Consider the following 17388-nt stretch of genomic DNA (forward strand, 5'->3'; position numbering starts at 1 on the left):
ACCGAATAAGGTGCGGGTATGACGGCTCTCGTGCGGTGGCATGTCGGTCCGTGGACCACTCGGGGGACGCGGGTCGGTGAGGAGCTGGTGCCGGGGCGGCGGCGGACGAATGACGAGTTGAACTTCGATGTCGTCGGGCTGGCGCGGATTCTCGGGCGGCGGTTGTCGGGGCGGGACGAGCTGCAGGTGCGGCTGTGGCAGAACGAGCTGCGGCCGACGCACACGCGACAGTGCGGCGTGCACACGCTGGCGGATCCGTCGAATGCTCAGCTGCTGCACGAGACGGCGCAGGAGGCGCTCGCTTGGCTGGGTGAACGGGCGCCAGCCGGCTATGAGTTCGTGCTGACGGATGCGGTCGAGCTGCGTCCGCTGCACGACCTGTCCGCAGCAGTGGTCGCCGTCGACGCGGTCGTCGAGTTGGCCGACGTACCGCTGCCTGCTGCTCGTCTGGCGACAGCACATGTATGTCGGACCGCCACAGGTGCCTGGTACGCCGGGGACGCGGTGTGCAACTGGTCCGGCCCGCACAGCACCTCCGACGAGGCGGTAGCCGTCGTACGCCGTGCCCGTCACGAGTTGGTCGACCAACTCCGCGCCGCGGGACGTAACGATCTCGCCGACACCGCCTCCCGGTGGCCGGATGTCCCGGTCGAGTCCGACTAAACCGGCTCTCGTGATGCATGTGGGTGGGCTGATCCGGCGCGATCCCGGACAAGGCAGGCCTTCCGCGCGACAGCCGAACCGCATGTCGGATGGGAGAGCCAGCTAACTGCTGGTTTCCGGAAGGTTTTCGGCAGCAGGTGACTGTTTCTTTCCGGAAAGCGCCGGTGCCAGGTGTCGGTTGAGGAACGTGACCTCTGCCTCGACCACCTGTTCGTGGGCGTCGATGAAGGGCGCGTAGTGGTTGCCGGGGACCTGGAGTACGTCGGCGTTCGGGGTGCTCGCGGCGGCCTTGAGAGTCGGGGCTGCTAGCGCGGACTGGTCGTCCTCGCAGACGACGTACAGGATCGGGCAGCGGACCTGCGACGCGTACTTCGCAGGGCGATAGAACGCGGCAGGGAAGACGGAACGGGCTGCGATCGCCTGCTGCCATTCGGGGTAGCGGTTGCCCGGGTTGAGGGTCGCGTTGCTCAGCTGGGCGTCCGGGGTGTTGAGGAGGGCGACCGTGCCGGGAGGGCCGGCGAGATCCACCAGGCGAGGCGGACGGCCGAGGAGGCTGCCGACCAGGTCGAGCAGGCTGCGGCCGATCAAACGAAGCGCGCTGCCGGACGTCTGGTAGCGGGAGGCGTTGCGGGTCACGGTCGGGCCGTCGACGTTGGCCGACTGGGCGATCGCGGCCGAGACACCGAGATCTTCCGCGGCGAGCTGCACGATGTACCCGCCGGGCAGCGAGAACGCCCAGATCGCCACCCGTTCGACGCCCGGGAGCGTCTTGGCGTACGCGATCGCGGCCCGCCAGTCAGCCAGTTGATCGGATACGCGCACGACCTGCCGCGGTTCGCCCCCGCTCTCGCCGAGGTTGCGGTAGTCGAACGCCAGTACGCCGAATCCGGCCGCGGCGAACCGCTCCGCGAACCGGTCTGTCCCCGGCTCCTTCGTCACCCCGAAGCCGCCGCTCATCACCACGCACCCGCCGTTGGTCCCCGGGTAGTGCCAGGCCGCGCACGCGACGCCGCCACTCGTGAAGCCCACCTTCTCGCGCATATCGAAAGTGAACCACGTGGTTCGCAAAACGTCTAGGCCCGCTCCTCGCGCTCCAGCGCCCGCAGCAGCGCCGCGAACCCGGCCTCGATTCCGGCCGCGTCACCGCTCGTCCGCCACTCGATCAGGAACCCGCGCAACGTCGCCAGGATCAGCTCCGCGACCTCGGTCTTGCGCTGCTCCTCCCACGCGTCCGGGCACAGCGACAGCAACGCCGGCAGGTACTGGCGTGACGCCGATCGCGCGAGGTCGGCGTACCGCCCGGCGTCGTACATCGCGAGCCCGATCGCCTGATCCAGCACCCCCGACTCGACGCCGATCAGGGTCGGCCACATCGACCGCACCCGGTCCGCCAGCGGCCGGTCCGGCCCTTCGCCGGCGGCCTCCATCGCGCGGCTGATCCGGCGTTCGCGCAGTTGCAGGACCGCCTGCGTGAGCAGGTCCTCGGGTCCGTCGAAGTAGTACAGCAGCACCTTGTGCGTCGTACCGGCCGCGCGCGCCGCCCGCCTCAGCGAGAAGTCGACCAGCCCGTTCACCCCGAGCTCGTCCGCGACCTTGTCCAGCAACTCGCGCCGCCGCGCCTCACCACGCGGCGACTTCGCCGACCGGCGGTACCCCGTACGTTCCTCCGTCACCGAACCAGTATCTCTAGGTGAAGGTGGCGACGAGGTAGCCGACGCCGTACGGCGCTGCTTCGTAGGTCAGGTCGCCGGAGAGCGACGTACCTTCGAGGGCTCCGGCGAGGACCTGCCAGGGTGCGCGCCCGGCCGCCTGGAGTTCGGCGGCGAGGTCGGGGTCGAGGGCCTTGAGTACGTCGAAATCCCTGTGGTGCAAGGCGTTTGCGACGGTGGTGTCGAAGATCTCTGCGCGCGGATGCAGGTGTACCGGCGAGTGCTCGCTGCGGCGGGCCGAGCCGTCGCCCATGACCAGCAGACCGATGCTGTCGTTGCCGTCAGCAATCTCTCGTCCTCGTCGTATGCACTCGTTCGGAGGGGTGGCGGGCGGGACTGAGCGATAGGTGCGCGGGAGCTGGGCGGCCTTGGTCTGCTCGAGCAGCCAGCCGCCGATCGCCAGCGACAGCGGGAGGACGGGCTGGCCTGAGCCGAACCGCACGCCGGGCGCACCGTAGGCACCGAACGACCCGCCGGCCGCGGCGTCGTACGTGCCGACCCCGGCCTCCTGGGTGGGCGAGCCGGATCCGATCACCACGATGTGCGCTGCCGTGGCGAGTGATTCGACAGCGGCCAGGCAGGCGGCGCGTAGGTCGTCGAGCTCGGGCGCGGCGCCGGACGCGACCTCAGGCACGAGGAGCGGCGGATGCGGGCAGACCGCCGCAGCAACGACAGGCACGACTCATGCCTCCCGGAGGTAGCGGAAGAAGAAGTAGTCGTCCCCCGCGGACAGCGCCGCTCCAAGCTTCATCCGCCGAGTGAGGGTCGACGGAGCCCCAGCAGTGATCCGGCTGGACCCCGGTCCCGCCAGCAGCGGCGCCAACGCGAGACACAGCTCGTCGACCAGATCGGCCGCAGTCAACGCACCCAGGAGATGCGGCCCGCCCTCGGACAGGATCTGCGTCATCCCACGCGCGGCGAACTCGTCGACGACCGCCTGCAGATCGACAGTCACCTCCCCCAGCACAAGCACCTCGGCAACCTCCGCGAGCGCCTCCCGCCGGTCCTCCGGCGAGCTCGCATGCGTGACGACGATCGGCCGTGCGGCGGACTTGAACACCGGATTCACCGGACTCAGTTCGAGCCGCGACGACACGATCGCGAGCGTCGGGTTCTCGGCGAGCCCGGTCGCCGTACGCCATTCGCGCGCCTTCGCGGACAGCTTCAACGGGTTGTAGCCCTCGTCGCGGATCGTCCCCGCACCGACCAGGACGACGTCCGCCAACCGCCGGATCACGCTGAAAACCCGGCTGTCCGAGTCGCTCGACAGCGCCTTCGACTGGCCGTCGATCTCGACCGCGCCGTCCAGACTGCTCACAAAGTTGGCGCGCAGGTGCGGCACCGCTCGGTCCGCGACCTCGTAGGCCGCGATCAGTTCCTCGTCGCTCAGATCGTCCAGGCGGCGCATCAAGCCAGGCTCCTTCGGGTTCCGGCGGGCTGCGCGGTGCCGCGCAGTACAGCGATGAAGTCGAGGGCCTGCCGCGCGGCCGGTACGTCATGCACACGGAAGACGCGGGCGCCCAACCAGGCCGAGACGCTGAGCGCCGCGAGGGTACCGTTGCCGCGCTGCCCCGGCGGCAGTTCGAGGGTCTCGCCGATGAAGTCCTTGTTCGACACCGCGACCAGGACCGGCCAGCCGGTGGCCGCGAGCTCGTCGAGGCGGCGGGTCAACTCGAGCGACTGCAATGTGTTCTTGCCGAAGTCGTGGGTCGGGTCGATCAGGATGCCGTCCGGGCGGACGCCAGCGGCGAGCGCGCGGTCCGCGAGGGCGGTGGTCGTACGGATCACGTCCGCGACCACGTCGTCGTACGCCATCCGGTGCGGATCGGTGCGCGGTGAGAGGCCGCCGACGTGACTGCAGACCAGCCCGGTGCCTGCCTCGGCGGCGGCGTTCACCAGGTCGGGATCGGCGCCGGCCCAGGTGTCGTTGATCAGGTCGGCGCCGGCCGCCGCGACCTGCCGGGCGACACCGCTGCGGTACGTATCGACGCTGATCACCAGGTCCGGGTGCCGGGCGCGAATCGCGGCCACGAAGTCCACGGTCCGGCGGAGCTCCTCGGTCTCGCTGACCGGTTCGCCGTACCCGGCCTTCACGCCGCCGATGTCGACCAGGTCGGCCCCCTCGGCGACGGCCTTGTCGATCGCCGCGAACGCCGCGTCGGTCGCGTACGTCGCCCCGCGGTCGAAGAACGAGTCCGGCGTCCGGTTGATGATCGCCATCAGCGCGAATTCACCGGCCCCGAAGGACCGGTTGCCCAGGCGCAGCACTCCGTCACCCGTGTTCACGGGACCGACTGTACGGGGCGGACCGCCGCGCAGGCACAACCCCGCCTCAGGCCCCCGACGGGCGCGAAATCCGGGGTTCTGCCTGCCTGGCGATCCATGTCCACCTATCGCGGGAGCCCCATATCCTATAGGATTCGTCCCGACAGTCCGCCCACGCAGCAGATCGGGTCCTCGATGCCACGATTCACCGAGTTCGAGACGTACGACGTCCGTTTCCCCACGTCGCTGGACCTGGACGGCTCCGACGCGATGAACACCGACCCGGACTACTCCGCGGCGTACGTGATCCTGCGGACGGACGCCGGCGACGGGCTCGAGGGGCACGGGTTCGCGTTCACGATCGGCCGGGGCAACGACGTCGAGACCGCGGCGATCGAGGCGCTCCGCGACCACGTCCTCGGGCTCGACCTGGACGCCACGCTGAACGACCTCGGCGGGTTCTGGAAGTCGCTCGTGCACGACTCGCAGCTGCGCTGGCTGGGCCCGGAGAAGGGCGTCATGCACATGGCGATCGGCGCGGTCGTCAACGCGGTGTGGGACCTCGCCGCCAAGCGCGCCGGCGTACCGCTGTGGAAGCTGCTGTCCGACCTGACCCCGGAGCAGATCGTCGACCTGGTCGACTTCCGGTACCTGACCGACGCGCTCACCCGCGACGAGGCGCTGGACATCCTACGCAAGGCCGAGGGCGGTCGCGTCGACCGGGAAGCGGTACTCCGGGAGCGCGGCTACCCGGCGTACACGACGACTCCCGGCTGGCTCGGGTACGACGACGCGAAGCTGGTCCGGTTGTGCCACGAGGCGGTCGCCGAGGGGTTCACGCAGATCAAGCTCAAGGTCGGCGCGAACCTGGACGACGACATCCGCCGGATGCAACTGGCCCGCGAGGCGGTCGGCCCGGACATCCGGATCGCGGTCGACGCGAACCAGCGCTGGGACGTCGCCGAGGCGATCACCTGGATCGAGGCCCTCGCGCCGTACGACGTCTGGTGGGTGGAGGAACCGACCAGCCCGGACGACATCCTCGGGCACGCCGCCATCGCGAAGGCGATCGCGCCGATCAAGGTCGCGACCGGTGAGCACGTGCAGAACCGGATCGTGTTCAAACAGCTGCTCCAGGCCGAGGCGCTGTCGGTCCTGCAGCTCGACTCGGCCCGGGTCGCGGGCGTCAACGAGAACATCGCGAACCTGCTGCTGGCGGCGAAGTTCGGCGTACCGGTGTGCCCGCACGCGGGCGGGGTAGGACTGTGTGAGCTGGTCCAGCACCTGTCGATGTTCGACTATGTCGCGGTGAGCGGTGCGCTGGACGACCGGGTGATCGAGTACGTCGACCACCTGCACGAGCACTTCCTGGACCCGGTGGTGATCCGGGACGGACACTACGTGGCACCGGTGCGGCCCGGGTTCGGCGCCGAGATGGACGCTGAGACGCTGACCGACTTCCGGTTCCCGGGTGGCAAGATCTGGACCGACCTGAACAAGGAGAAGAAGTGACTGATTTCGCCGGCCTCCGCGCGGTTGTCACCGGAGGCGCCTCGGGGATCGGGCTCGCGGCCGCCCAGCTGCTCGCCTCCCGGGGCGCCCAGGTGGTCGTGTTCGACCTGAAGCCGGAGGTCGCCGAGCCGCTGACCGGGATCGCCGCGGACGTCACCGACGACGGCTCGGTGCGGGACGCGGTCGCCGCGGCAGCGCTGCAGCTCGGCGGGATCGACATCGTGGTGAACAACGCCGGCATCGGCGCACAGGGCAACGTGACCGCGAACGGCGACGACGAATGGCACCGCGTGCTGGACGTGAACGTGGTCGGGATCGCGCGCGTGACGCGGGCCGCGCTGCCGCACCTGCGGAAGTCTTCCGCGGCGGCCATCGTCAACACCTGTTCGATCGCGGCCACTGCCGGCCTGCCGAACCGCGCGCTGTACTCGGCCAGCAAGGGCGCCGTCCTGGCGCTGACGATGGCGATGGCCGCGGACCACGTGCGGGAAGGGATCCGGGTGAACTGCGTGAACCCGGGTACGGCGGACACACCGTGGGTCGGACGTCTGCTCGACGTCGCGGCGGACCCAGCCGCGGAGCGTGCGGCCCTCGAGGCGCGCCAGCCGATGGGCCGCCTGGTGTCGGCCGAGGAGGTCGCCCAGGCGATCGCGTACCTGGCGAGCCCGTTGTCCGGATCCACCACGGGTACGGCGGTGGCGGTCGACGGCGGGATGCAGAACCTGCGGCTTCCGGCGGCCCGCTGATGAGGATCTTTCCGGAAGGTCAGCGCGTCGGGCTCGGCAGTGCGCCGCTGGGCAATCTGCTCGGCGAGGTGCACGAGGCCGATGCCGCTGCGGCCGTGAACGCCGCGTGGGACGAGGGGTGGCGGTACTTCGACACCGCCCCGCACTACGGACTTGGGCTGGCCGAGGAACGACTCGGTACGGCGCTGCGGGACAAGCCGCGCGACGAGTACGTGCTGTCGAGCAAGGTCGGCCGGATCATCTACGAGGCCTCCGACGCCGCGACGGACGACGAGGGCTTCGAGGTCAGTACGACGCGCCGGCGGCGGTGGGACTTCTCGCGTGACGGCGTACTGCGGAGCATCGAGGACTCGTTGCGGCGGATCGGGACCGATCGGCTGGACGTGGTGTTCGTGCACGATCCGGACGACCACTTCGAGGAGACGGTCGCGACCGCGTTCCCGACGCTGATCGAGCTGCGCGAGCAGGGCGTGATCGGCGCGATCGGGTCCGGGATGAACCAGTCGGCGATGCTGACGAGGTTCGTGCGGGAGGTCGACATCGACGTGATCATGCTGGCCGGCCGGTACACGTTGATCGATCCGGACGGTCTGGACGACGTACTGCCGGCGTGCCTGGAGAACGACGTCCAGGTCGTTGCCGTGGGCATCTTCAACTCGGGGCTGATGTCGCAGCCGCGACCCGCGGCCGGGACCACGTTCAACTACGAGCCCGCGGCGCAGACACTGATCGACAAAGCCAACAAGCTCGCGGACGTGTGCGAGTCCCACGGCACCACACTCCCCGCCGCAGCCCTCGCCTTCCCACTCTTCCACCCAGCAGTAGCAGGCACCGCCGTCGGCTGCCGCACCGCAGAAGAGGTCCACACCAACGCAGCCCTAGCCCGCACAGAGGTCCCCACCGGCCTCTGGTCAGACCTCAAGTCAGCAGGCCTCCTGCGCGAGGACGCACCTACTCCGTAGGGGTGGTGCGGGAGGCTAGGTGTAGGGCTAGGCGTTCGTCTGGGTTGGTTAGGTCTACGCCTAGGAGGTGCTGGATCTTGGTGATGCGGGCTGCTGCTGTGTTGCGGTGGATGCCTAGTACTGCGGCGGTTTCGGCCAGGGACGACTCGGTGTCCAGGTAGACGGCAAGTGTGGTGACCAGGTCGCCGGGCTGGTCCTTGATGGGAGCCAGCAGCGCCTGGGCAGCGGGCTGGAACGTGTCGGTCCGGGTCCAGGCCAGCAGGAGTTGCGCCAGGCCCAGCCGATCCACATGGAGGAAGCGACCCGTTTCCGCCCGCCCGCGCGCCAGACCGGCCGCGTCACCAGCCTCAGCCAGCGTCGTGGCGATTCCACTCGGCCCAGGCTGCACTCGCCCGACTCCGACGTACGTATCCACCGTCTGCACCAACCGACGCTGCACGCGACGGATCGCCGCAGCCTGCTGCTGGACCTCAGTCGCGGTCGGTTCGCTTACGGCGGTGATCCACGCGGACCAACCATCACCCTGCTCCACCACAACCGCCCGCAGCCCTTCAGCGTCGAACGCCTCCACCACATCGGCCCGCCGACCCGCAACGTCTACTTGGCCCTCGGCGCCGATCCGGATGCCCGTGTGCCACCCGTCGAGCTGCCATCCGAGATCCACTGCGCGCCGCCGCGTCGCCTCGGACGGCTCGCCGTGCAGGAGTTCACCGAGCAACGACGTACGTTGACGGGCATCCCGCTCCAGCTCCAGCCGGCGCAACGCCAACCGCTCCCCCACAGCCGGTGCCACGACGCTGAGCACATCAGGTACGGCGGCAACCTCAGCCGGCACCACACCGGGCAGCCGCGCGACCAACCAGCACACCGGCCCCACACCGACCACAGCAACCGCGATCAACACCGCACCACTCGGCAGATCAACCCGGTACGGCGCAGCCCACGCCACCGGTACGCGCGGCAACGCAGCGACCAACGCCGTACGCTCACCACCCTCCAACGGCTCCCCGGCCAACGTGCCGCCGTCAGCTCCGGCCAACGTGACAGGGCGTTCCAGTACGTCGGACGTTGTCCGCAGTACCGAGGTGAGATCACCGTCCGCGCGCCGCAACGCTGCGACCGCCCGCAGCACCAGGTCCGACCGCACTACCTCTGGATCGGCTGTCACGCGTCGCAGGTACTCATGTGCTGCGAGCGGATCCGAGCAACCCAGCACCGGCAGTTGCACCCGCTCCGCCAGCAGCTGAGCCCCACGCCCCAACGGCTCCACACCTGCCAGCAGCAGGGCACCTGCGCCCGCCGCCGACGCCCTACTGATCAGAGCGTCGATCCGCCAGTCGGTGTGGTCATCCGCCAGCAGTACGACGAGCAACTGCCCGTCGAGCGACTCCGGGTGAGCAGCCACCTCCAGCACCACCCGGGACCCAGTCAGGCGAGGCCCCGAACCAGCAGCCTCCGCGGCGGCGAGTGCGGTGAGCGGGGCGGCGAGCACGACCACGTCGCTCCAGCCGGGTGAGCTGAGCATCGCGGCCAGCGTTGGCGCCAGGTCTCTCACGACGCTTCCAGGAGTTGTGGGGCGCACGCCAGCCCGAACGCTTGAGGTCCGACGTGGGTGATTCGGTCGGCCCGCCGCCACCAGGTAGGCCCGGGAAGCGCCACGATCACCACCTCGTCACCGGTGCGGATGGCGTCCACAGCGATGGGCTGGAGGGTACGTCGGTCCAGGACGCAGAGCAGGTCCGGTGTGGTGACCACGGGCGTGCCGTCGACCAGTGCGAGCAGGTACTCGTTCTCAGTCTCGATCCGGATGACCGCGCGACTGCCGGCATCGACGACGCAGACACTCCCGCGACCGAACGCGGCGCCACCGTCGCCGATGAGGTGGCGAGCGACCTCCTCGACGCGACCGGAGCCCAGCAACCGTCCGCCGAGACCCTCGGCAACAACAGCCGGTGCGGCGCCAGGCTCAAGGCCGGCGTGGGCTCGGCCGAGTGCAAGTGCCCGAGTCAAGCTGCCCTGCACCGCGTCCGCCGCCGCAGCCTCCACCGGAGTCGGTGCCAGTGCCAGCACCGCCCACCCGCCGGTGTGGGCGACGAAGCTGCGCACTGCTCGTTCGAGACCGGCGGCGTCGACGTTGTCCACGACGATCACCTGACCGCTCGGCTCACTCAGCGCACAAGGAGTGAGCGAGCGGCCGGCCACCGCCCACGAGAACTGGTCGAGCCGCGGCAAGGCCCGTCCCATCAGGTCCGCATCGACTACCGGGAGGCCCAGATCCAGCGCGGCAATCAACGGTGTCAGCCCGTTGAGCCCACCGGCCTCCAGCGACATCAGCCCGGTGACCTCGGTACCTGTCCACCGGCTGACCGCCCGCACCGCCGCGTCGAACTCACCACCACCGGGCAGCTTCTCCATCAGCACACTGGTCGCGCCGACCACACCGATCGGACTCACCGACACACCAGGCACGTCCGCGGCGTCCCGCAGTACCAACTCGCCCGCACCGAGCCGGCGACGCAGCATCCGGCCGAACGCACCCGTGTCCCCGCCACCACCGGAGCCGAGCAGCGTGACCCCGACAACCAGCGCCCCCAGGTCGTGCTCCCGGATGACCGTTCCCATGAGGGGATCCTGCCACTGGCGGACCTGCAGCACTCAGCAAACGCGCCAAATGAGCCGGGCGAGCCCGCGCGAAGGGAGGTTGATGAGTGCGGGACGTCCGGGGTGGAACCTCGGCCCGCCGTGGAGGGGTCAACGCGGCGGGCCGAGGGTCAGAGGGCGAGGGCCTCGGTACGGCGCTCGACGGGGCTGAAGGCGACGTCCAACCCGAAGCATGCCGGTCCGAAGACCGCCAGCGCCTCGGGTGTCCGCATCAGATCAGGGGTCGAGATGCCCGCCACGGTCACGCGCTGGCCGTAGCGCAGGCCTTCCGTCGTGATCGGCTCCGCGGTGTCCGCCTCCAGTACGCAGATCAGGTCCGGCACGGTGCACACCACCTCACCGTCGACCTCCGCGACCAGGTTCTCGTTCTGGAAGCGCAGTTCGAGCTGCGACGTCCCGTCGTACCCGGTGAAGCGTGCACGCCCGCGCGCGAAGCCTTCGAGGGTACGGCGTTCCACGTCGACGACCTTCCCGCGGAACAGCACCCTTAGGTGGTTGTAGAGCGTCGGCGCCAGCGCAGCCCGGAGAGCCTCGATCGGATCCTCGTGCGCCGCCCGCGCCTCCCGGACCGCGCGCCCGATCGACAACCCGAGCGACAGCGTCCGCGGTACGGCGGTCCGCTTCACCTCGGCGCCCGTCATCGAGTACTCCGCGATGTGCGCGACCCCGCCGAGCCGGATGGTGATCCCGCGCGCCAGCCACTCCATCTGTTTGTTGTCCGCGCCGGTGTCGATCACCACGGTCTCGTCGTGTTCGCCGGCGATCGCCATCGGCGACCCGGGTACGCCGTACACCGAGAACGTCTCCATCTGCAGTTCAGGGAACGCCCGGCCCATCCCGTCCGCGTCGACGACCGGCAGCCCGGTGCGCGCGGCGACGAGCAGCGGGATCATCGAGTTGATGCCGCCGCACTCGATCGGCATCGTCGCGTCGGCGCGGCGGCCGAGATGCTTCTCGAGTGCGCGCAGGGCGCCGACCGGTTCGCTGCCGCGCGGGATCTTCTCGACGATCACGGTCGGCGCGCCCATCTGCGCGGTCGGGATGACGAGCGCGTCGTCGTCCAGCTCATCCGGATCGAGCACCGTGATCGGGCCGTGCTCACGGATCGCCTGCTCGACGAGCAGCCGCCCGATCAGCGGATCACCGCCGCCGCCGGTCCCGAGGATCGCCGCCCCGCGGGCGAGGTCCTTCAAGTGCTCGAGACCGAGTTGCCAGCTCATGCCAGTGCCCGGATCGGGTCGAGGTCGTAGCCGAAGTAGCGCGGGCCGACCAGCTCGATGCCTTCCGGCGAATGCCAGCGTTCGTCGGCCGGTGCGGCGAGCACGCTGACCCGGTGGCCGTAGCGCAGCGCCTCGGTGGTGATCGGCTCGCCGGACTCGGTGTCGAGCACGATGATCAGGTCCGGTGTGCTCGCCACCGCCGTACCGTCGAGCTCCGCGACCAGGTGCTCGTTCTGGAACCGCAGCACCAGCAGCCGGCCGTGTGAGGCGTCCAGCCCGTCGACCGCCGCGTCACCACGCGCGAAGCCGGTCGTCGTACGGCGTTGCACGTCGACGACCTTGCCCACGTGCAGCAGCCGCCCGCCCAGCTCCTCCACGACCGCCGCGACCGGATCGGTGTGCGCCCGCTGGGCCTGTTCGATGGCGCGGCCGATCGTCACGCACTTGCTGAGGGTGCCGGCGACGAACGAGCCGCGGGCGTCCGCGCCGGTCATCGCGTACAGCGAGACGATTGCCGAGCAGCCCATGTCGATGGTCGCCGAGCGGGCCAGTCGCTCGGCCCACTCGTTGGTGATCGTGTCGAAGACGCCGCGGTTGCCCTTCTCGTCGACGATCGACATCGGCGTCGCCTCGATGCCGGCGAGCGTCGGCAGCACCATCTGGAGTTCGGGGAACGCGCGGCCCATGCCGTCGCCATCCACCAGCGGCAGTCCGAGTTGCGCGGCGGCGATCACCGGGACGGTCGAGTTGACCCCGCCGGCCTCGATACAGGCCAGGTGCGTCGGCGTCTTCCCGACGTACTTCGCGAGCGTCTGCACCGCGACCGAGATCTGGTCGGCCGACGGCAGCTTCTCCACCATCACGGTCGGCGCACCCATCATCGCCACCGGCAGCACACACGCGTCGTCCGGAAGGTCGCCGACAGCAACGATCTCGACCGGGCCGTGCTCACGCAACGCCTGCTGGGCCAGCAGCCGCCCGATGTGCGGGTCCCCGCCGCCCCCGGTGCCCAGCACGGCGGCACCGCGGGCGAGCGCCCCCAAGTCTTCAGCGCGCAGCTTCATCGCAACCACTCCACCCCGGACGCCCAGCCCATCACAATTGCTTGATCCGCCGCCCGTCCCGCGGGGCCGGTCGCTCGCGGCGCATTTGTGATGGCCTGGAGGTCGGTGCTCATGACGCGGCCCCCAGACGGAGATCGCCGACCGCCTTGCAGCGGATGCGGGTGGCGTTGCCGGGGAGGTACGGGATCGGGACCTCGTCGAAGTCCACGATCCGCACGGCCGCGGGATCGGCGCCGGCCGCGATCGCGCGGTCGACGGCCTCCTGCCGCGCCTCGTCGACCACGGCGTCCCGGCGGCCCGGGTCGATCGCGTACACCCGGTCGACCTCGCCGCCGACCTGCGCGATCGCGGCACCGATCGCGTTCGCGACGGCGAAATGATCCGGCCGGTGTACCGCGAGACTCCCGGGAAGATCGTCCGGCAGCAGGATCGACCCACCGCCGACCGCCACCACCGGCAGCGGGTCCGGCGACGTACGCATCCGCTCCACCGCGTCCGCGATGTCCGCAGCCACGCGCGCCAGAGCCGACTTCACCAGCGTCGGATCCAGATCCGCGACCGCTTCCGCGTCGCCCACGACAGCCCGGCCGGCCGCGACCGCGATGTCCGTCGCGGTCAGCGTCTTGCCGCCGAAGACGAGCGCTTCCTCGGTCAACCGGTAGCCGACCGACCGCGGCCCCACAGTCACCTGGTCGTTGCCTTCGGCCACCAGGCTGCCGCCGCCGATCCCGATGCTGAGTACGTCGGGCATCCGGAAGTTGGTCCGCACGCCCGCCACGTCGACCTCGGTCGTCGCCTCCCGCGGGAAGCCGTGGGTGAGTACGCCGACATCGCTCGTCGTACCGCCGACGTCGACGACCGCGCACGTGTCGAGTCCGGACAGCAGGGCCGCGCCGCGCATCGAGTTGGTCGGGCCGGACGCGAACGTGGCGACCGGGTACCGGCGGGCGAAGTCGACGTCCATCAAGGTGCCGTCGTTCTGGCTCAGGTACAGCGGCGCCGCGATGCCGTGACCCGCGACGGCGCCGGCCAGTCCATCGACGATCGACGCGGCCAGCTCGCGCAACGCGGCGTTGATGATGGTCGCGTTCTCCCGCTCCAGCAGGCCGATCCGGCCGATCTCGTGCGACATCGAGATCGCCACGTCGTCGCCGAGCTCGGCCCGCAGGATCTCGGCCGCGCGCAGCTCGAACTCGTTGCTCACCGGCGAGAACACCGACGAGATCGCCACCGACCGTACGCCGTGCTGCACCATGTCGCCCGCGTGCCGGCGCAGCTCGTCCGGGTCCAGCTCGGCGATGTGCCGGCCGTCGAACTCGTGACCGCCGTGCGCCAGGTAGCTGCGGCCGCTGATCGCCTCGACCAGCCGCTCGGGCCAGTCGACCAGCGGCGGCAGCGACGCGGTGGCGGGCAGTCCGAGCCGCAGCGCCGCGGTCGGCGCCAGCCGCCGGGCCTCGATCAGTGCGTTGATGAAGTGCGTGGTGCCGATCATCACGGCCTGCACCTGCGCCGGGTCGAAGGATCGCTCCGCCTGCAGCCGGTCCAGGGTGTCGATGATGCCGGCCGTCACATCCGCGCTGGTCGCCGACTTGTTCGCCGCCAGCACCCGAACATCGCCGCCGGTGCCGTCCAGCAGCACGGCGTCGGTGTTCGTGCCGCCGACATCGATGCCGATACGCATTCCAGATCCTCCCGTTGGTGACACTCAGTTGGTCGCGGGTACGGCGGTGACGCCGGCCGGCTCGCTGTCCATCGTGCGGCTCGTCCCGAGGCCGCGGATCAGGCCGAGCTTGCCCGCCACGACGTACGCCAGGAAGCCGACGACGAGCGAGTTGATGCTCGGCAGGCCCCACGCGACGTACTTGCCGATCAGCGCGGCGCCGATCCAGATCACGATCGTGGCCGGTACCCAGGTCGGGGCGGTCGCGGGCAGTGTGCCGCTCGCGCGGGAGGCCTCGAGGTCGGGGCGCCAGCGCTTCACCACGAAGTACTCCGCGACCATGATCCCGGCGATCGGCGGGAACGCGACCCCGAGCACGATCAGGAAGTCGGTGAACTTGTCCAGGATCCCGCCGGCCGCGAGCACACTGCCGAGGACACCGACGACGAGCGTGACGGCCGCCCGGTTGACGTGCCGGCCGAACACGGTGCCGATGAAGTTCACGACACCGAGGCCGGAGCTGTAGAGGTTCCAGTCGTTGATCTTGATCGTGCCGAGGATGATCACCAGCGTGCCGACCCAGCCGACCGACGAGGTGACGATGGTGACCACGTTCGCCGAGCCGATCGCGTGCGCCAGCAGTACGCCGACCAGACCGATCACGTACTCGCCGAGGGTGATGCCGAGCACGGTCTGCTTGACCACATCGCCGACCGTCCGGTTGTAGCGGGTCATGTCCGGCGTGATCACTGCGCCGACGATGAATCCGCCGGCGACCAGCGTCGTACCCTCCAGCAGACTCAGGTGCGGACCGGCCGGTGCGGCGTTGACCAGCGAGCCGAAGCTGTGGTCGGACAGCTCACTGATGATCGACCAGCCGACGAGGATCAGGAAGGCCGGGACGGTCACGTAGGCGACCCAGGCCATCGAGTGGAAGCCGCGCAGGACGACGAGCGTGACGGCGAGGCCGAAGACGAGCGACCAGCCCCAGGTCGGGAGTACGCCGACCAGCTGGCTCAAACCCGCCGCGGACACCGCGGACTGGATGCCGAACCACCCGATCAGGCTGATCCCGATTGCCAGGCCGATCAGCGACGAGCCCGCCTGACCGAATCCGGTCCAGCGCGCGATCACCGAGGTCTGCAGCCCTTCCCGGGCACCGATGATGCCGATCAGGATCGCGACCAGTTCGAGCACCACTGCGCCGAGCGTGAGCGCCCAGAACGCGGACCAGAAACTCATCCCGAACCCGAGCGTCGCGCCGAGCAGGAACTGGCTGAGCGCCGAGATCTGCCCGAAGCGCTGGGTCGCGACCGACCACCACGAGTACCGCGCGTGGTCAGGGACCCTGGCGAGCGCGTAGTCGTCCGCACCAACAGATGTACCGGCCATGGAAACCTCCAGCCCTGGGATTTCACCGAACGTACGACGGTTGCTCCCGGGCCTCACCGTGGAATCTGCACACCCGGTGGGTGCTGACTGTGCAACCGGCCCAGCTCGCTACCCTTGTCGCGATGGCCGGTCGCATGCTGCGGTTGCTCGGCGTACTCACAGTAGTCGCCGGCGTTTTCGCCATGCACGGATTGACGTCGCACCACGACACCACGATGGCGATGCCCGAGCCGGTGATGACGCACACCGAGCCGGCCGCCGACCCGGCAGCCCTTCACGTCGCGCCGGTTGACGAGGCGCACGACATGGCCGGTGCGTGTATGGCTGTGCTGACCGGGCTCCTGTTGCTGCTCGCCTTGCTGCTGGGTCTGCGGAGCCTGCTGGTCTGGCGGGCCGTGCGGGTTCCCACCGTGGGTGCACGGTTCGTGGTGGGTGAACGGTCGCCGCCGCGGGTGGCGCTGTCGTCGTTGGGTGTACTGCGCATATAGGCCGACGTGCGCCTGTTTCGCCGTACCCACCATCGACAGAGGAAATGTGATGACGCACGTCTACCGTACGACCGCGGCTTCGGCCGCTCTGCTCGCCGCCGTGTTCGGCGTCGCCGGCTGTGGTGACTCGGACGCCGGCTCGATGCCGGGGATGAGCCACGGCAGTCCGAGTACGCCGGCATCGGCCGCGGCTGCTGTCAACGACGCGGATGTGGCGTTCGCGACGCAGATGATCCCGCACCACCAGCAGGCCGTGACGATGGCGGACCTGGCGTTGCGGAAGGCAACGACCGCGGAGGTGAAGACCCTCGCGACCGCGATCAAGGCCGCGCAGGCGCCGGAGATCGAGCAACTCTCCGGGTGGCTGACCGGCTGGGGCAAGCCGGTGCCGACGCCGAACGAGCACAGCGGTCACACGATGACCGGGATGATGAGCCCGCAGGAGATGGACGACCTGAACCGGGCGACCGGCAGCATGTTCGACCGGATGTGGGTCGAGATGATGATCAAGCATCATCAAGGCGCGGTCGCGATGGCCAAGACCGAACAAACCGCCGGCAAGGACGCCGCCTCGATCGCCCTTGCGAAGAAGATCCAGACGGCTCAGACGACCGAGATCGCCACCATGCAAAGGCTCCTCGGCAGGCTGCCGACCGCCTGACCATTTGCTGATGGGTCGGGTCCTGCGACTCGACCCATCAGCGCTTCAGGCCTGCTGCCAGACGACCTGCAACCCGTCGCGTCGCGCAATCTGCTCGACCCGATGCGCCACGCGTGTACTTTGCTGCTCGAGCTCGACCGCGTCCTCCGCCTCGACCCGCAGCACCAACTCCTGAGGCGCAGCACGTACCGACCAGGTCGCCGTGCCGAGGTCGACGACCAGCTCCTCGGCTGACGTGGACAGCACCTTCAACCCGCCCGGGCCGTGCGCCATATGGCTCGTCAGCTGGGCGAGATACCGATCCGCACGCGCCGTACCGAGCCGCGCTTCGAGAGCCGCCACGGCATCCTCCTTTTTCGAGACACTGTGTCTCGATCATAGGCAG

At 69.8% G+C, this 17388-nt stretch carries 18 protein-coding genes; 6 read left to right on the plus strand and 12 right to left on the minus strand.

The window, feature by feature from the left end:
* Positions 1-18: 18 nt before the first annotated feature.
* Positions 19-663 (plus strand): hypothetical protein, encoded by a 645-nt coding sequence (locus tag ACLJOO_RS00540; protein WP_410784755.1) that lies wholly within the window; start codon positions 19-21, stop codon positions 661-663.
* A 102-nt stretch (positions 664-765) separates the two neighbouring features.
* On the opposite strand, the gene ACLJOO_RS00545 is transcribed toward ACLJOO_RS00540, so the two are convergent.
* Genes ACLJOO_RS00545 through folP form a run of 5 tightly spaced genes read right to left on the minus strand, consistent with a single transcriptional unit; the run spans position 766 to position 4592 of the window.
* Positions 766-1704 carry an alpha/beta hydrolase gene (locus tag ACLJOO_RS00545; protein ID WP_410784756.1) on the minus strand — a complete coding sequence of 313 codons (939 nt, stop codon included), beginning with the start codon at positions 1702-1704 and terminating at the stop codon, positions 766-768.
* A gap of 32 nt (positions 1705-1736) precedes the next feature.
* Positions 1737-2336: a hypothetical protein gene (locus ACLJOO_RS00550; RefSeq protein WP_410784757.1), complete on the minus strand. Its 600-nt coding sequence runs from the start codon at positions 2334-2336 to the stop codon at positions 1737-1739.
* 13 nt (positions 2337-2349) lie between these two features.
* A complete protein-coding gene (locus ACLJOO_RS00555; RefSeq protein ID WP_410784758.1) occupies positions 2350-3051 on the minus strand; it encodes a class III extradiol dioxygenase subunit B-like domain-containing protein in 702 nt (233 codons plus the stop codon).
* A 3-nt stretch (positions 3052-3054) separates the two neighbouring features.
* Complete coding sequence (locus ACLJOO_RS00560) at positions 3055-3780, minus strand: pyrimidine reductase family protein (protein ID WP_410784759.1); 726 nt, start codon at positions 3778-3780, stop codon at positions 3055-3057.
* Positions 3780-4592: a dihydropteroate synthase gene (folP, locus tag ACLJOO_RS00565; protein ID WP_410787104.1), complete on the minus strand. Its 813-nt coding sequence runs from the start codon at positions 4590-4592 to the stop codon at positions 3780-3782. The genes ACLJOO_RS00560 and folP overlap by 1 nt, the downstream gene beginning before the upstream one ends.
* A gap of 240 nt (positions 4593-4832) precedes the next feature.
* Between folP and ACLJOO_RS00570 the strand changes: the two genes are divergently transcribed.
* From ACLJOO_RS00570 to ACLJOO_RS00580, 3 genes are read left to right on the plus strand one after another with little or no spacing between them, the layout of a single operon-like run.
* The gene (locus tag ACLJOO_RS00570) at positions 4833-6149 is read left to right on the plus strand and encodes an L-fuconate dehydratase (protein WP_410784760.1); all 1317 of its coding nucleotides are present in this window, start codon (positions 4833-4835) and stop codon (positions 6147-6149) included.
* Entirely contained in the window at positions 6146-6895 is a 750-nt protein-coding gene (locus tag ACLJOO_RS00575; protein ID WP_410784761.1) for an SDR family NAD(P)-dependent oxidoreductase, read from the plus strand. The genes ACLJOO_RS00570 and ACLJOO_RS00575 overlap by 4 nt, the downstream gene beginning before the upstream one ends.
* A complete protein-coding gene (locus ACLJOO_RS00580) occupies positions 6895-7857 on the plus strand; it encodes an aldo/keto reductase (protein ID WP_410784762.1) in 963 nt (320 codons plus the stop codon). Before ACLJOO_RS00575 ends, ACLJOO_RS00580 begins: the two co-directional genes overlap by 1 nt.
* Here the strand turns inward: ACLJOO_RS00580 and ACLJOO_RS00585 are convergent.
* The 6 genes from ACLJOO_RS00585 to ACLJOO_RS00610 form a co-directional block, all read right to left on the minus strand.
* Entirely contained in the window at positions 7847-9412 is a 1566-nt protein-coding gene (locus ACLJOO_RS00585; protein WP_410784763.1) for a PucR family transcriptional regulator, read from the minus strand. The genes ACLJOO_RS00580 and ACLJOO_RS00585 overlap by 11 nt on opposite strands.
* A complete protein-coding gene (locus tag ACLJOO_RS00590) occupies positions 9409-10479 on the minus strand; it encodes a DUF917 domain-containing protein (protein WP_410784764.1) in 1071 nt (356 codons plus the stop codon). Before ACLJOO_RS00590 ends, ACLJOO_RS00585 begins: the two co-directional genes overlap by 4 nt.
* A gap of 149 nt (positions 10480-10628) precedes the next feature.
* Positions 10629-11738, minus strand: a complete 1110-nt coding sequence (locus tag ACLJOO_RS00595; protein ID WP_410784765.1) for a DUF917 domain-containing protein — start codon at positions 11736-11738, stop codon at positions 10629-10631.
* Positions 11735-12802 (minus strand): DUF917 domain-containing protein, encoded by a 1068-nt coding sequence (locus ACLJOO_RS00600; RefSeq protein WP_410784766.1) that lies wholly within the window; start codon positions 12800-12802, stop codon positions 11735-11737. Before ACLJOO_RS00600 ends, ACLJOO_RS00595 begins: the two co-directional genes overlap by 4 nt.
* A gap of 109 nt (positions 12803-12911) precedes the next feature.
* On the minus strand, positions 12912-14483 hold the full coding sequence (locus ACLJOO_RS00605) for a hydantoinase/oxoprolinase N-terminal domain-containing protein (protein WP_410784767.1): 1572 nt from the start codon (positions 14481-14483) through the stop codon (positions 12912-12914).
* 24 nt (positions 14484-14507) lie between these two features.
* On the minus strand, positions 14508-15854 hold the full coding sequence (locus tag ACLJOO_RS00610) for a purine-cytosine permease family protein (RefSeq protein WP_410784768.1): 1347 nt from the start codon (positions 15852-15854) through the stop codon (positions 14508-14510).
* A 122-nt stretch (positions 15855-15976) separates the two neighbouring features.
* Between ACLJOO_RS00610 and ACLJOO_RS00615 the strand changes: the two genes are divergently transcribed.
* Positions 15977-16342 carry a DUF6153 family protein gene (locus ACLJOO_RS00615; protein ID WP_410784769.1) on the plus strand — a complete coding sequence of 122 codons (366 nt, stop codon included), beginning with the start codon at positions 15977-15979 and terminating at the stop codon, positions 16340-16342.
* Between the two features lie 49 nt (positions 16343-16391).
* Positions 16392-17003, plus strand: a complete 612-nt coding sequence (locus ACLJOO_RS00620) for a DUF305 domain-containing protein (protein ID WP_410784770.1) — start codon at positions 16392-16394, stop codon at positions 17001-17003.
* Between the two features lie 45 nt (positions 17004-17048).
* Here the strand turns inward: ACLJOO_RS00620 and ACLJOO_RS00625 are convergent, their stop codons facing one another.
* Positions 17049-17345 carry a DUF2218 domain-containing protein gene (locus ACLJOO_RS00625; RefSeq protein WP_410784771.1) on the minus strand — a complete coding sequence of 99 codons (297 nt, stop codon included), beginning with the start codon at positions 17343-17345 and terminating at the stop codon, positions 17049-17051.
* Between the last annotated feature and the right edge of the window lie 43 nt (positions 17346-17388).

The sequence above is a fragment of the Kribbella sp. C-35 genome, from assembly GCF_046549195.1.
Classification (GTDB): Bacteria; Actinomycetota; Actinomycetes; order Propionibacteriales; family Kribbellaceae; genus Kribbella.

Bases quoted from the DNA above. Each gene is read 5' to 3' on its own strand.
- ACLJOO_RS00545 (WP_410784756.1), bottom strand. From the start codon at position 1,704: ATGCGCGAGAAGGTGGGCTTCACGAGTGGCGGCGTCGCGTGCGCGGCC.
- ACLJOO_RS00615 (WP_410784769.1), top strand. From the start codon at position 15,977: ATGGCCGGTCGCATGCTGCGGTTGCTCGGCGTACTCACAGTAGTCGCC.
- ACLJOO_RS00580 (WP_410784762.1), top strand. From the start codon at position 6,895: ATGAGGATCTTTCCGGAAGGTCAGCGCGTCGGGCTCGGCAGTGCGCCG.
- ACLJOO_RS00620 (WP_410784770.1), top strand. From the start codon at position 16,392: ATGACGCACGTCTACCGTACGACCGCGGCTTCGGCCGCTCTGCTCGCC.
- ACLJOO_RS00590 (WP_410784764.1), bottom strand. From the start codon at position 10,479: ATGGGAACGGTCATCCGGGAGCACGACCTGGGGGCGCTGGTTGTCGGG.
- ACLJOO_RS00600 (WP_410784766.1), bottom strand. From the start codon at position 12,802: ATGAAGCTGCGCGCTGAAGACTTGGGGGCGCTCGCCCGCGGTGCCGCC.
- ACLJOO_RS00570 (WP_410784760.1), top strand. From the start codon at position 4,833: ATGCCACGATTCACCGAGTTCGAGACGTACGACGTCCGTTTCCCCACG.
- folP (WP_410787104.1), bottom strand. From the start codon at position 4,592: ATGGCGATCATCAACCGGACGCCGGACTCGTTCTTCGACCGCGGGGCG.
- ACLJOO_RS00560 (WP_410784759.1), bottom strand. From the start codon at position 3,780: ATGCGCCGCCTGGACGATCTGAGCGACGAGGAACTGATCGCGGCCTAC.
- ACLJOO_RS00610 (WP_410784768.1), bottom strand. From the start codon at position 15,854: ATGGCCGGTACATCTGTTGGTGCGGACGACTACGCGCTCGCCAGGGTC.
- ACLJOO_RS00605 (WP_410784767.1), bottom strand. From the start codon at position 14,483: ATGCGTATCGGCATCGATGTCGGCGGCACGAACACCGACGCCGTGCTG.
- ACLJOO_RS00540 (WP_410784755.1), top strand. From the start codon at position 19: ATGACGGCTCTCGTGCGGTGGCATGTCGGTCCGTGGACCACTCGGGGG.
- ACLJOO_RS00595 (WP_410784765.1), bottom strand. From the start codon at position 11,738: ATGAGCTGGCAACTCGGTCTCGAGCACTTGAAGGACCTCGCCCGCGGG.